Raw genomic sequence first — 13049 nt, 5'->3', positions numbered from 1 at the left:
CCGGTTTGTCCGGGGCGTCGTGGAGGAGGCAGGGCGGTGCGCCACCGTGCTCGCCCATCGAGCCGCGCCTGCTCACCACATTGCTGTGGCACGCCCAGCTCAGTTGGCTGGCCCGTCCTGGACTCAGACTCACAGACGTGGGCGGCCGGTCCGGAGGGGGGCGCCGTAGCGCGGATGGTCGTCTCGATGAACTTCAGGACGCCGTCGCACTGCGTACGAACCGCGTCCATCGCCCGCTGGCGGCGCGAGGCGGTGCCGGGGCCGGTCGGGGCGACGAGATCCGGTTCGTGGATGATCTCGTCGCGCGCTGCGAAGAACGGCGCGAGGTCGATCATGCAGCGTAATTGGCCAGCGACGGCTCTTCCTCGATCGTGGCCGTCTTCGCCGACGACGAGGAGCAGGTCCGCGTGGAGCGCCCGCAGCGCCAGCGAGGATGAATGACGTTGACGGGTGACGAGCGTCGGCCCCTCGGCGACGGGATGGGGCCAGGTTCGACCCCCAAGAGACACAACGAAGAGAGCCCCGTTTGCACTTTTCGCAAACAGGGCTCTCCCTCGAACGAGTGGAGCTAAGGGGACTCGAACCCCTGACCCCCTCACTGCCAGTGAGGTGCGCTACCAGCTGCGCCATAGCCCCGAAGCGAAGCTGAACTCCGCGTTTCGTGTGTTCATAAGATACACCCCGTCGCGACGGCGTTCGCAGGGGGGTGCCTCGCGGCCGCTTCCCTGGAACGCTCCGTTGTCGCGTTGCTTCCCCGTAGGCTGCTCCTCGTGAGCCAGCCGATCTTGATGACCGTCGACGACGATCCCGCCGTCTCCCGGTCCGTCGCCCGTGACCTGCGCCGCCGTTACGGCAAGGACTACCGCGTCATCCGCGCCGATTCCGGGGCCGACGCGCTCGACGCGCTCCGGGAGATCAAGTTGCGCGGGGACGCCGTCGCGGCCATCCTCGCCGACTACCGGATGCCGCAGATGGACGGCATCTCGTTCCTGGAGCAGGCGATGGACCTGTTCCCGCACGCCCGCCGCGCGCTGCTGACCGCGTATGCCGACACCGACGCCGCGATCCAGGCGATCAACGTGGTCGACGTCGACCACTACCTGCTCAAGCCGTGGGATCCGCCGGAGGAGAAGCTGTATCCGGTGGTCGACGCGCTGGTCGAGGCGTGGCGGACGGTGGGGGACCGGTCGGTCGAGGACATCAAGGTCGTCGGGCACCGCTGGTCCTCGCCGTCGTATCACGTGCGCGACTTCCTCGCCCGCAACTCCGTGCCCTACCGCTGGTACTCGGTCGACGACGCCGAGGCGTGCCGTCTGCTGGACGCCGCGGGGGCCACCGCCGCCGACATCCCGGTGCTCATCACCGCGGACGGCACGGTCCTGCGTCAGCCGAGCGGTGCCGAGATCGCCGACGCGGTGGGCCTGTCCACCCGTCCGGCACAGGAGTTCTACGACCTCGTGGTGGTCGGCGGCGGTCCGGCCGGGCTCGGCGCGGCGGTGTACGGCGCGTCCGAGGGGCTGCGCACAGTGCTCGTCGAGCGCAAGGCCACCGGCGGACAGGCTGGGCAGAGCTCCCGCATCGAGAACTATCTGGGCTTTCCCGACGGCGTTTCCGGCGCCCAGCTCACCGACCGGGCCCGGCGCCAGGCGCAGAAGTTCGGCGCGGAGGTGCTGACCGCCCGGGACGTCGTCGGGCTGGAAGCACGCGGCTCGGCGCGGGTGATCACGTTCGGTGACGGCACCGAGATCGCCGCACACGCGGTGGTGCTGGCCAGCGGCGTCGCCTACCGCGCGCTGGAGGCGGACGGCGTCGCCGAGCTGACCGGCCGGGGCGTCTTCTACGGGTCCGCGGCCACCGAGGCCCCCGAGTGCCAGGGCGAGCACGTCTACATCGTCGGCGGCGCGAACTCCGCGGGGCAAGCGGCTGTTTTCTTCTCGAAACACGCCCGCGCGGTCACCATCCTCATCCGCGGGGAATCGCTCGAATCCTCGATGTCGCACTACCTCATCGAGCAGATCGCCGCGATCGGCAACATCCAGGTGCGCACCCGCACGACCGTGCTGAAGGCCCACGGCGCGGACCATCTGGAAGCGCTCACGGTCTGTGAAAACGGGGTCACCGAGACCGTCGAGACCGGGCACCTGTTCATCTTCATCGGCGCCGCACCACGCACCGACTGGCTCGGCGACGAGCTGCTGCGCGACGGCCACGGCTTCGTCCGTACCGGGCCCGACCTGCTCACCGAGGGACGCAGACCACCCGGCTGGTCGCTGGACCGGGATCCGCACTACCTCGAATCGTCCATTCCCGGGGTGTTCGTCGCCGGGGACGTGCGCGCGCAGTCGGTGAAGCGCGTCGCGTCCGCGGTCGGGGAGGGCGCCATGGCCGTCACCCTCGTCCACCGCTATCTGGAGGAACAGTGAGCGAACCCGCATTGCCGCGGGACGAACTCCGCGGCCTCTTCCTGTTCGAGCATCTGACCGAGGAACAGCTGGACTGGGTGTCCGAGCACGCCGTCGTCGAGCACTACCCGGCGGGCACCACGATCATCCGCGAAGGCGACCCGGCGACCTGCTTCTACCTCCTGCTTTCCGGGGCGCTGCGGCTGACCAGGCTGGTCAGCGGCACCGAGGTCGAGGTCACCCGCTCCGACCAGCGAGGCGCCTACTGCGGTGCCACGCAGTTCTTCGTGCACCAGGATTCCGAACACAGCTACGGCGCGTCGGTGCACGCGGTCAGCGACCTCAGCTTCCTCACCCTGCCCGCCGAAGAGTTCGCGATCGAGTTCCGTCAGTGGTTCCCGATGGCGACCCACCTGCTGGAGGGCATGTACCTCGGCTGGCGCAACAGCGACACGGTCATCGGTTCGCGACGTCGTCTGCTCGCGCTCGGCGAGCTGTCCGCCGGGCTCACCCATGAGCTCAACAACCCGGCCGCCGCCGCGGTGCGCGCGACCGCGTCGCTGCGGGAGCGGGTCGCCGGGATGCGGCACAAACTCGCGTTGCTGGCCAAGAAGGACATCGAGCCCGAGCTTCTGGAGCTGTTGCTCGAGGTCCAGGAGCGGCTGGTCAAGCAGGTCGCTTCGGCGCCGAAGCTGACGGCGATGCAGCAGGCCGACCGCGAGGACGAGATCGGCGACTGGTTCGACGAACACGGCATCGGCCAGGGCTGGGACCTGGCGAGCATCTTCGTCGCGGCCGGGCTCACCGCCGACGACCTCGACCGCGTCCTCGAATCGGTGGGGGAGACGTTCCTCGACGGTGCCGTCCGCTGGCTGGCCTACGCGCTTGAGACCGAGATGCTGATGGGCGAGATCGAGGACTCGACCACGCGGATCACCGCGCTGGTCGGCGCCGCGAAGCAGTACTCCCAGATGGACCGCGCGCCGCACCAGTGGATCGACGTGCACGAGGGCCTCGACTCCACGCTGGTCATGCTCGCGGGCAAGATCGGCGAAGGCGTCCGCGTCGTCAAGGAGTACGACCGCGAGCTGCCGCGGATCCCGGCCTACGCGGGCGAACTGAACCAGGTCTGGACGAACGTCATCGACAACGCGCTCGGCGCGATGAACGGCGAAGGCACGCTGACCCTGCGAACGTGGCGCGTCGACGACCAGTTGCGGGTCGAGATCGGTGACACCGGGCCCGGTATCCCCGCGGACATCCGCCAGCGGATCTTCGAACCGTTCTTCACCACGAAACCGGTCGGCGAGGGGACCGGTCTCGGCCTCGACATCTCGTGGCGCATCGTCGTCGAACGGCATCAGGGCGACGTGCGCGTGGAGTCCGAGCCGGGGAACACGCGGTTCGAGATCTGCCTGCCGATCGCCGAACAGGCCTCGATCTAGGGACGGTGACCGAGCAGGTCGCCGGGCTGGCAGCCGAGGACCTGGCACAACCTGCTCAGCGTGGAGAACCGGATCGCCTTGGCGCGCCCGTTCTTCAGCACCGACAGGTTGACGACCGTGACACCGACGCGCTCGGCCAGCTCGGTCAGGGTCATCCCGCGTTCGGCGAGCAGCCGGTCGAGGTGGACTTCGATGCTGTGCGGCTCGTCCGGCGGCATCAGATGGTGCCTTCGAGGTCTTCGCGCATCCGGCTGCCGATCCGCAGGATCCGCGCGAAGGACAGCGCCGCGGCACCGGCGACGATGGCCCACCAGGGCAGGCTGCCCACCCAGTCACTGAACCACGAGCCCGAGGGCAGATCGGTGACCATGCTCCGGCGCAGGAAGAACCGTGCCAGCGCGGAGATCATCGCGAGCACCGGCCCGCCGATCAGCAGGTACCAGCCGAGCCCGCGCAGTTTGCCGGGAACGACGTCGGCGTAAGGCCCGTTCCTGGTCGCGGTCTTGAGGAAGTGCAACAGGACGATCAGCGCGCCGACGATGAAGACGACCTGCGGCAGCTGATCTCCGATATGAGCGAAGCGCTGGCCGGCGCTCGGCTGCTCGACGCACAGACTCGTCACGGCCGCGCTCGGCCGTGTCCCGGGCTTCAGGTTGGCGCCGAGGTCGCCGGTGATGTGCGAGGACACGATGTCGGCCGCGTCGACGCAGGCGGTGTCGCGCTTCGCGCCCGGCCACCAGCCCGCGGTGTAAAGGGTCTGGAACACGGCGAGGATCAACAAGAGCCAGAACACGATGGACAGCACCTCGGCGATGCCACGTAGAGGCTGGAACGGGTTGCGCTGCTTGCTCGCCTTGGTCACGACGCCTCCTCCATATCGTTTTTCGATGCTATCGAGAAACGATAGCATCGAAAAACGATATGGTCGACCTGATGGGGCGGTGTCGCCGTAGCGTTGAGGTCATGGCGCGTTTCGAACTCATCGCCGGCATCGCCGCGCCGCCGCGGCGTGTCTTCGATGTCTCACTGGAGGTGGAGGTGCACACCGCGTCGATGGCCGGTTCCGCGGAACGGGCGGTCGGTGGTGTCACTTCCGGGCGGCTCGCGCTGGGTGACACCGTCACCTGGGAAGCGCGGCATTTCGGCGTGCGATGGCGGATGACGTCCCGGATCACCGCCTGTGAACCGCCGGGGTACTTCGTGGACGAGCAGGTCGCCGGACCGTTCCGGCGCTGGCATCACGTGCACCACTTCACGCCGGACGGTCGTGGTGGGACCGTGATGCGCGACGTCGTCGAGTTCGCCGCTCCGCTCGGTTTGCTCGGGACTCTGGCTGAACGCGTGGTGCTCGAGCGGTACATGACGCGGCTGATCCGCGCACGCAACGACCACGTCAAGGCGGTTGCCGAGGGACCCTGAAGCCGTCTGGCGGAGCACCTGATCGTGTGATGGCATCGAACAAGCGTTCGAGTATGGTCGTGGTGTGGGTCACACGACCCGCGTGGCAAGGGGAGGTGTCAGGGGCGTGCGCCCAATTTCGGCAGGGTCAAGGTCAGAGCCGCGGTGGTCAGCCAGCTCAGCAGGTCGGAGAGCGGAATCCGGGAGAGCCGTTCCGGCCACTCGTCGGCGACGGTGTGCAGGACGAGTTCGTCGTGCCGTGGTTCGACCGCGGTCAGCCGGATCCCCGGCGGCAGTTCGGGCAGTGGCAGCCGGATGGGCTGGAACCGTTGGGGTGGGCGGAACTTCCACCGTCCGATGTGGAGCGAGCGCGGGGTCAGCACGACCGCCGAATCGTCCACAGTGGAGTCCAGGGTCAGGTGGCCCCAGTGTGGCCGCCGCGCCCACCGCACGTGCAGGAGACCGTCTTCGGCCGGGGTCGCCACGATTCCCGGGCGATGTTCGGCGACGCGTCGCCGAACGACGTCGGCGGCGACGGCTATCCGCAGCTCCACCCCGGCGGGGATGGCCGCGGGGGAGGGGAGCGACCGTAGCTTCACGTCGCGGGCCAGCACCGTGACCCGGCGCAGCGGGATCCGGTCGTCGGTGTCGCCGGTGCCGTCACCGGGTTCCGGCCAGTCGACATCCTCGGCGACGATGCGCACGTCGCCGACGCGGCCGGTCGCGAGCTTGAGCGAGTCGGCGGGGTAGTCGAGTGCGGTCAGGGTCAGGCCGACCTCGCGGTCACCGACCTTGGCGGTGAGCCTGCGCCCGATGAGCTGCTCGGTCACGGTGCGGGCGAGCGCGGCCGGGGTCGCCGGGACGTTGGGCAGCAGGGAGCGACCGGCCGCGGCCAGGCCGGAGAGCTCCGGCCAGGGCACCCAGCTGTCGAACCATCGCCCCTCGCTCATCGGACCAGTGTTGCCGAAACACGTCGCCTCCGGGAGCGGCGGGGTACGGGATGGGGCGTGGGTGGTCTCCGGCGGGCGCGGCGGAGACGGCCGCGGTGACCAGGTGGAACGTCGCGGGCAGGCGGCGTTTCCCCTGGTACGTGGGTGAGAGGGGTGTCACCCGAAGGAAGAGATCTTCGTAACGGAGGGAGAACGGTTGACGGGAGAAAGCGGCTATCCGTGAACGGGCGGTGACACGGCGAAGGCCGGGTCGAGCAGGCGGGCGATGGCCCAGTCCTGTGCGGCGACACCGACGGACTTGAACACGGTGCGTCCGCCCGTGCCAGGCGGGGTGCGCAACGCGGAGCCCAGTTCCAGGATCGCGGCGCGATCGAGGAGTCCGGTACCGACGGCGTGCCGGATCTCGCCGGATTCATCGAGGCACGCGTCGAGCTGGTCGACGACCACGGCCGACGCGGTCGCGAGCAGGTCGGCGGGCAGCTCCCGCATCGAGGGCCGGAACGAGCCGATCGCGTTGACGTGGACGCGTTCCGGAAGTGCGGCGGTGGCGAGGACGGGCGTGTCGCTCGAGGTGGCACAGCAGACGATCTCGGCATCGGCGACGGCGTCGTCGGCGCTGGTGGCCACCCGGGTGATGAGCCCTGGGAACTCGGCGGTCAGCTCGGCCAGGAGAGCGTGGGCCCGGCCGGTGCCGCGGCTGAACACGGTCAGCGCGCGGAGGTCCCGGACGGCGGCCACGGCACGGACCTGGTCGGCCGCCTGGGCACCGGCGCCGATCAGGGTGAGCCGGGAGGCGTCGCGGGGTGCGAGCAGGTCGGTCGCGACGCCGCTGGCCGCGCCGGTGCGCAGGGTCGTGATGGAGGCTGCCTCGGCGACGAGCTGGCGCTCCGCGGTGGTCCACACGAGCGTGCTCTGGATCAGCGGGTCCCGGCCGGGAACGACACTGGTCGTCTTCACCGTGGCCGCACCGGTCGGCCGGTGGTACGCGCTCATGACCAGCACGGTGCCCGTCCCGGCCTCGCCACCGAAGGCCAGCCGCTGTGGCTGGACGAAGCAGTCGTCGGCGAGGTCGAGGAACGCGTCGCGGACGGAGTCCACGGCGGCGGGCATCGGTACCGCGGCGCGGACCTCGTCGGCGCTGAACCGGGCGGGCATCGCACTCCTTCGGGATCGTGCGTGGCCGGAATGTCGGTGGCAGAGGTTAGCGTGGGGCGTGCGGAGAAGCCATGTCTGATGCCCAGCCCGAGTCCCAGCGAGAGACCACTGAGGACACCGTCTTCCAGCGGGAGGACTGGTATGCCGAGGAGCTCACCGGGCGGACGTTCGTCCGGTGCCAGTTCCACGAGGTCGACCTCACCGAGGCGACCACGCGGGGTGTCGTGTTCACCGACTGCGTGTTCGGCAACGTGCGGTTCAACTCGTCGCGGCACACCGATTCGGCGTTCACCGGCTGCACCTTCAAGCGCTGCAACCTGTTCGACGCGGAGTTCGTCGGGTGCAAGCTCGTCGGCAGCGTGTTCACCGAGTGCTCGCTGAGGCCGCTGCGGGTCACCGGCGGGGACTGGTCGTTCGCCGGGCTGCCCGGTGCCGATCTGCGTGGTGCGCGGTTCCACCAGGTGCGGCTCCGGGAGGCGGATCTCACCGCGGCGAACTGTGTGGACGCGGTGTTCGCCGATGTCGACCTTTCGGCGGCCCAGCTGCACAGCGCCAAGTTCGGCCGTGCCGATCTGCGGGGCAGCGATCTGTCGGCGTTCGACCCGTTCAACGTCGAGCTGGCCGAGGCGATCATCTCGCCGGAGCAGGCGACGGTGCTGATGACGTCGATGGGGCTTCGGGTGCGGGCGTAGGCCGCGGGGTCAGGGTTGCTGGGTCAGGGGTGCTGGGCGAGCAGTTCGCGCAGGATGGCGAGCAGCTCGCGGCGGTCCCCGGCGCCGAGCTTGCCGCGGATGCGGGCCATGTGGTGCTCGACGGTCTTCCCGGAGATGAAGAGCTTGCTGCCCGCCTGCTTGTAGGTCAGCCCGTCGACGACGAGGCGCGCCACCTGCAGTTCGCGTTCGCTCAGCGCGCTCAGGCCGGTCGTCCCGGCCGGTTCGGGTGTGCCGGTCTCGCGGCGCGCGGTGCTGCCCTGGAACTGCCGGGCCGCTTCGAGCAGGTGGACCATCGCCTTGCGGTCGGAGGTGCGGATCGCGGCCTGGCCCGCCAGCCGGGCGGCGTCCCAGCACAGGCCGAGCTCGTGCAGTTCCGCGGCGGCCGCCGAGACCTCGCCGGGTTCGACGGCGCCGCCGAGCACCGCGAGCCAGCCCCGTGCCGCCCGCGCCATCGTGGCGGGGTACCGGCCGTGGTCCGCGTGCCGGGTCAGCGTGGCCAGGTGGGTTTCCGCGGCGGCGGAGTCCTCCAGCGTGATGGCGGCGTGCAGTTCGTGCCAGGCCAGTGAGACCGTCCACAATGGAGGGTCGCCGAGCCGGGCCAGCAACGCGTGCGCGCGGTCGAGCTGGCGGGCCAGCTTGGCGTGGGCACCGGCCCTGGCGGCCGCGATGGCGAGTTCTCCCAGCGGCAGCAGGGTGAACAGGTCCGCCTGCTGCCGCATCGAGGCCTGGTAGGCGCGTTCCCACGCGTGCTGCAGCCCGACGAGATCGCTGGCGCGCCGGGCGAGCCCGAGGTCGAGCGTCGCGAAGAACAGCTCGTCCCGCGCTTCGAGGGGGCGGCCGAGACGCGTGACCGCGTCGCGGTGTTCGGCGGCGGTGGCCAGATCCCCCGCGGTCATCGCGACCCAGCCGAGCAGCAGCCGGTGCCGGGTGGCCAGCAGTTCGCCGCCGATCCGGTTCGCCAGCGCCCGGGTCAGCACCGACTCGGCCAGCGCCAGCTCACCGGAGTGCAGTCCGGCGAGCGCGGCCAGCGCGGCGGGACTGTCCGGCAGGGCGAGCCCGCCGCCTGCCGGTTCGAGCATCGTCGCCGCGCCCACCAGGGTGGACAGTGCTTCCGCGGCACGGGTTTCGGCGGCGCCACCCGGCGACACCGATTCGGCGATCCCCTGCGCCATGCGGGTGGCGGCGCCCGCGAACAGGGTCGGCACGACACCGGGGGCGGGCGAGTCGAGCAGGCGGTTCGCGCCGTCGAGGTCGCCGGTGCCGACGAGCGCGATCGCCGCGAAGGCGTCCGCGTCGCCGCGGCCCGCCCAGTGGTAGAGCTCGGCGCTGCGGGCGAGTTCCCCGCGATGGGCCAGTACCGTCGCGGCGATTTCCGCGCCCGCCGCGCGTGTGTCGGCGTCTTCGCCGCCGAGCATGCTGTCGCCGAGGCGCAAAGCCGTGTCGAGATCACCGGAAAGCGCCGCGGCGCGGGCCCAGCCCGCGGTCAGCTCGGGGCCGCGGGCTCCGGCTTCCGCCGCCGCTTCGGCGAAACGTGCCGCCAGTTTCGCGTCGGCGGGGAGCGCTTCCCGCGCGGCGGCCGCGAAGGCCGCGGCCGCGCTCGCCCCGGCCCCGCCGGCGTCGAGCAGCGACCGGGCGAGGTCGAGCACCGGCAGTCCCCTGGCGAGCTGCAGGTCGACGAGCCGCTGCAGCGCGGTGAGCCGCCGGGCCGGTGGGCTGAACGCGCGGATCGCGTCCGCGGCCAGGGGGAGCAGCACGTCGTCGGTACCGAGCAGCCCGGTCGCCCGTGCCCCGTCGACGACCTCGGGCAGCCGGTCCGGGGTGCGGCCGAGCAGCACGCTCAGCAGGTCGAGGTTCCGGCCCGCGCCCGCCTCGGCCGCGATGAGATACCGCAGCACGTCGTCGTCCAGTTCGGCCAGTTCACCGCGGAACTCGGCCAGCCTGGCGGTGAGCGCGCGGACGACGAGCCGGGGCACCCCGCCGGTCCTGGCGTGCACCTCGCGCACCGCGGCGGGGTCCGCTGCGTCGCCGGTGGTTTTTTCCCACAGCCGCCCCACTTCCTGCACTCCGAGCGGGGACAGCCGCAGGCCGGGGGTCCGCCTGCCGAACGTCTCGCCGAGCAGGCGCAGTGCCGCCCGCGGCCGTGGCCGGTGGGCCAGCACGATCGGCGCGTCCGTCCGGTCGGCGAGCGCGGTCAGCCGGTCGAGTTCGGCTTCGCCGAGCCGGTCGGCGTTGTCGACGAGCACCGCGTCGATTCCCGCCGCGCGATAACACGCCTCGAGCGCGTCGAGCAGCGTGGTTTTGCCGTAGCCGCCAGGGGCGACGACGGTGAGGCGCAACGGATCGGCGGGGTCGGCCGAGACGTCGGCCAGCAGCCGCTGGGCGGCGGGATGGACGAGCTCGGTGCCGGAAGTCGCCAGCAGTGCGTTCAACAGTGACCCTCAGCGGATGCGCCCGCGCCGGGCCGGGCGCAGGAGGTCGGGGGAGCGGGGCGGGGGTGGCCGCCCGCGGTCGCCTCACGCGTGGTCAGCGTGATCGTCAGGATCGACGCGGTGAGTGTGAGGACGGCGGCTGCGGCGGCCAGCGGACGTCGTTTGCCGAAGAGCTTGCCCGGACCGCGGCGTTCGGGCAGCGCGAACGGCGTGATCTCGACCGGCGGACGGGCCGGTCGTTCGCTGACCTCGGGCGCGAGGCCGGGCTGGGGGAGCAGCGTGGTTTCGACAGCGGCTTCCGCCCGCCGCGCCGGGGCGCTGGTGGTCACCGCGCTCGCGCCGAGCGCGGTGGTGAGTTCCGGGTGGGGACCCGCGAACACCGGGCAGGGCAGCCGTCCCGGGAGCGAACCGGGCGTGATCGCGCCGCAGAACACGAGGCCCGCCAAGGCTTTCGGCGGGACCGACGCGGTGTGGGCGAGCGCGAAGACGGTGCTCACGGCGGCGGCGGGCGCGACGCCTTCGGCCGTGGTCACCTGCCGCCAGCCGCTCGCGCCGGAAGCGGTCGCGAGCGTCACGGTCACCCCGTCCGGGCCGTATTCGCACACCGCGGCCGCGGTGTCGGCAGGGCCCGGCGCGGGCAGATGGGCGTGCAGCGCGGCGATCGGGCCCGGTACCAGGGTCACCGCGGTGATCCCGGCCGTGGTCAGCTCCCGGCGCAGCAGCTCGCGCCGGTAGCCGCCCCAGCCCGCCGGGTGGGTCAGCACGACTTGGCCCGGGGCTTCGCCGAACAGGTCGGCCGCGTGCTCGACGATGCCCTCGACGAGCACGCCGCTCAGCGACTGGGGTGAAAATCGTTCACCTTCAACGATGATCGGCACTTCGTCGCCGATCCGCTGATGGAATCCGGTCAGCAGCCGGGACGGGATTTCGGCACCGGCGTGCGCGGCGGCGTCTCCGGTCAGCAGGTATCCCTCGTCGTCGAGGAACAGCGCGGAGGCGGCCGAGGGGGCCTGCTCGCCGAGCCACAGCGGCTCCGGCGGCCCCCAGCCCTCACCCGCCCGGGTGCGGGTGGCGGCGTGGGTCCTGGTGGGGGCGACGTCGATGCCGAGGACGTAGGACACCGGCACCTCCTCCTTCGTCGCGCGGCCCGGCGGGAAATCCCCTAGGGCTCGGAAATCCTCACCCGTTCGGGTCACTCAAGCAAGCTGGGAGTGGATTTAACCCAACGGGACGCGTCTCGGATGAGCCCCTAACTCCCTAACGATGTCATACCGATCCCCTATTGGCTGACCGAACGACGACTCGGAGTAATCCCCGATGTGCCCCGGGGCCGGTCTTCCCTAGCTTGATCGACACGCGGAGACCAGCGACGGTCCTCGCCGTCCCCGTCCCATCGGACCTTCCCCACAGGAGAATTCCTCATGAGCTCCGTGCAGACCTTGCACGACTTCACCCTCAACCTGCTCTCGAACCCGGCCGCGCTGCAGGCGTTCGGCTCCGACCCGCAGCAGGCGCTCGCCGCCGCCGGGCTCGGCGACGTCAGCGCCGCCGACGTGCACGAGGTCATCCCGCTGGTGCTCGACTACGTCCCGGTCGACAACCCGAACGGCCTCGGCGGTGTCCCGCAGTTCGGTGACCTCACCGAGCGCGCCGACGTCCCGCAGGAGGGCCTCCAGGGCGCCATCGCCCAGCTGCACGCGCTCACCGCGGGTCTCGGCCTGCCCGCCGCGCCGGAGCTGCCGGGTGCCGAGCTGCCCGGCCTGCCGTCGGTCCCGGCCGGCGTCCCGTCCGTGCCCGGCGTTCCCGCCGTCCCCGGCACCCCCGACCTCGGCCTGCACGCCCCGGCGCTGCCGCAGCTGCCGGGCGAGGCCGACGTGACGAACGCCGCCGCCGGTGTCACCGCGCTCGCGCACAACCCGACCGGTGCCTTCGGCTACGCGAGTGACCTCGCGCACGGCATCGACTCCAACCCGGTCGGCCAGGCCAACTTCAGCGTCAACAACGCCGTGGGGCAGGCCAACTACAGCCTCGACAACGCCGTGGGCCAGGCCCAGCACGTCGGTGGCGACCTGGCCGGTGCCACGCAGGGCGCGGGCCTGCCCGTCCCGGGCGAGCTGCCGAACCCGGTCGGCGACCTCGGCGGGCACGCCCCGGGCGTGGGCGACGTGACCGGCGCCCTTGGCGGTGTCGGTGGTCACATCGGCGGCCTGACCGGTGGGCTGCCGAACGCCGGCGACCTCGACGTCAAGCACCTCGGCGGTGACCTGGCCGGGAACGCGGGCTCGCAGATCGCCAACGCCGCGCACAACGGTGTCGACGCCGCGCACAACGCCGTCGGCGTCGCGCACAACGGTGTCGGTGACGTCACCGGCGCTATCGGCAACGGTGCGGGCGTCTCCGACGTCCACGATGTGGTCTCCCACGTCGGCAACTGCAACGACCTCGGGCACAACGACATCGGCAACGTCCACACCGGCGACATCGGCTCGGGCAACGACCTGCACATCTCGTTCTGATCCGGCCACGATCACCGATCGTGGAACCCCGGCCCCGCGGC

The 13049-nt window shown here is 71.4% G+C and carries 11 protein-coding genes and 1 tRNA gene; 5 read left to right on the top strand and 7 right to left on the bottom strand.

Annotated features, from left to right (window positions below; all coding sequences use genetic code 11):
• Nucleotides 1–563: 563 nt before the first annotated feature.
• Nucleotides 564–636 (bottom strand) — tRNA-Ala (locus ACFW0G_RS02270).
• 134 nt (nucleotides 637–770) lie between these two features.
• On the opposite strand from ACFW0G_RS02270, the gene ACFW0G_RS02265 reads away from it, so the two are divergent.
• The gene (locus tag ACFW0G_RS02265) at nucleotides 771–2423 is read left to right on the top strand and encodes an FAD-dependent oxidoreductase (RefSeq protein ID WP_378322822.1); all 1653 of its coding nucleotides are present in this window, start codon (nucleotides 771–773) and stop codon (nucleotides 2421–2423) included.
• Nucleotides 2420–3847, top strand: coding sequence for an ATP-binding protein (locus ACFW0G_RS02260; protein WP_378322821.1), 1428 nt, complete (start codon nucleotides 2420–2422; stop codon nucleotides 3845–3847). Before ACFW0G_RS02265 ends, ACFW0G_RS02260 begins: the two co-directional genes overlap by 4 nt.
• Here ACFW0G_RS02260 and ACFW0G_RS02255 read toward each other — a convergent pair.
• On the bottom strand, nucleotides 3844–4065 hold the full coding sequence (locus ACFW0G_RS02255) for a helix-turn-helix domain-containing protein (protein ID WP_378322820.1): 222 nt from the start codon (nucleotides 4063–4065) through the stop codon (nucleotides 3844–3846). The two genes, ACFW0G_RS02260 and ACFW0G_RS02255, sit on opposite strands and share 4 nt — an antisense overlap.
• Entirely contained in the window at nucleotides 4065–4709 is a 645-nt protein-coding gene (locus ACFW0G_RS02250) for a hypothetical protein (RefSeq protein ID WP_378322819.1), read from the bottom strand. The genes ACFW0G_RS02255 and ACFW0G_RS02250 overlap by 1 nt, the downstream gene beginning before the upstream one ends.
• 101 nt (nucleotides 4710–4810) lie before the next feature.
• On the opposite strand from ACFW0G_RS02250, the gene ACFW0G_RS02245 reads away from it, so the two are divergent.
• Nucleotides 4811–5266 (top strand): SRPBCC family protein, encoded by a 456-nt coding sequence (locus ACFW0G_RS02245; RefSeq protein WP_378322818.1) that lies wholly within the window; start codon nucleotides 4811–4813, stop codon nucleotides 5264–5266.
• 98 nt (nucleotides 5267–5364) lie between these two features.
• Here the strand turns inward: ACFW0G_RS02245 and ACFW0G_RS02240 are convergent, their stop codons facing one another.
• Together ACFW0G_RS02240 and ACFW0G_RS02235 are read right to left on the bottom strand one after the other, a co-directional pair.
• Nucleotides 5365–6195 carry a hypothetical protein gene (locus ACFW0G_RS02240; RefSeq protein WP_378322817.1) on the bottom strand — a complete coding sequence of 277 codons (831 nt, stop codon included), beginning with the start codon at nucleotides 6193–6195 and terminating at the stop codon, nucleotides 5365–5367.
• A 213-nt stretch (nucleotides 6196–6408) separates the two neighbouring features.
• A complete protein-coding gene (locus tag ACFW0G_RS02235; RefSeq protein ID WP_378322816.1) occupies nucleotides 6409–7350 on the bottom strand; it encodes an ornithine cyclodeaminase family protein in 942 nt (313 codons plus the stop codon).
• Between the two features lie 71 nt (nucleotides 7351–7421).
• On the opposite strand from ACFW0G_RS02235, the gene ACFW0G_RS02230 reads away from it, so the two are divergent.
• Entirely contained in the window at nucleotides 7422–8042 is a 621-nt protein-coding gene (locus ACFW0G_RS02230) for a pentapeptide repeat-containing protein (protein ID WP_378322815.1), read from the top strand.
• A 23-nt stretch (nucleotides 8043–8065) separates the two neighbouring features.
• On the opposite strand, the gene ACFW0G_RS02225 is transcribed toward ACFW0G_RS02230, so the two are convergent.
• Together ACFW0G_RS02225 and ACFW0G_RS02220 are read right to left on the bottom strand one after the other, a co-directional pair.
• Nucleotides 8066–10492 (bottom strand): LuxR C-terminal-related transcriptional regulator, encoded by a 2427-nt coding sequence (locus ACFW0G_RS02225; RefSeq protein WP_378322814.1) that lies wholly within the window; start codon nucleotides 10490–10492, stop codon nucleotides 8066–8068.
• On the bottom strand, nucleotides 10489–11688 hold the full coding sequence (locus ACFW0G_RS02220; RefSeq protein WP_378322813.1) for a molecular chaperone DnaK: 1200 nt from the start codon (nucleotides 11686–11688) through the stop codon (nucleotides 10489–10491). Before ACFW0G_RS02220 ends, ACFW0G_RS02225 begins: the two co-directional genes overlap by 4 nt.
• Nucleotides 11689–11913: 225 nt before the next feature.
• Between ACFW0G_RS02220 and ACFW0G_RS02215 the strand changes: the two genes are divergently transcribed.
• Nucleotides 11914–13008 (top strand): IniB N-terminal domain-containing protein, encoded by a 1095-nt coding sequence (locus ACFW0G_RS02215; protein WP_378322812.1) that lies wholly within the window; start codon nucleotides 11914–11916, stop codon nucleotides 13006–13008.
• The last annotated feature ends 41 nt before the right edge of the window (nucleotides 13009–13049 follow it).

The sequence above is a fragment of the Amycolatopsis sp. NPDC058986 genome, from assembly GCF_042741125.1.
Taxonomy (GTDB): Bacteria; Actinomycetota; Actinomycetes; order Mycobacteriales; family Pseudonocardiaceae; genus Amycolatopsis.
This window is presented reverse-complemented; position numbering and strand designations above follow the sequence as displayed.

Coding starts and splice junctions, on each gene's coding strand:
- ACFW0G_RS02255 (WP_378322820.1), bottom strand. CDS start 4,065: ATGCCGCCGGACGAGCCGCACAGCATCGAAGTCCACCTCGACCGGCTG.
- ACFW0G_RS02245 (WP_378322818.1), top strand. CDS start 4,811: ATGGCGCGTTTCGAACTCATCGCCGGCATCGCCGCGCCGCCGCGGCGT.
- ACFW0G_RS02240 (WP_378322817.1), bottom strand. CDS start 6,195: ATGAGCGAGGGGCGATGGTTCGACAGCTGGGTGCCCTGGCCGGAGCTC.
- ACFW0G_RS02235 (WP_378322816.1), bottom strand. CDS start 7,350: ATGCCCGCCCGGTTCAGCGCCGACGAGGTCCGCGCCGCGGTACCGATG.
- ACFW0G_RS02230 (WP_378322815.1), top strand. CDS start 7,422: ATGTCTGATGCCCAGCCCGAGTCCCAGCGAGAGACCACTGAGGACACC.
- ACFW0G_RS02215 (WP_378322812.1), top strand. CDS start 11,914: ATGAGCTCCGTGCAGACCTTGCACGACTTCACCCTCAACCTGCTCTCG.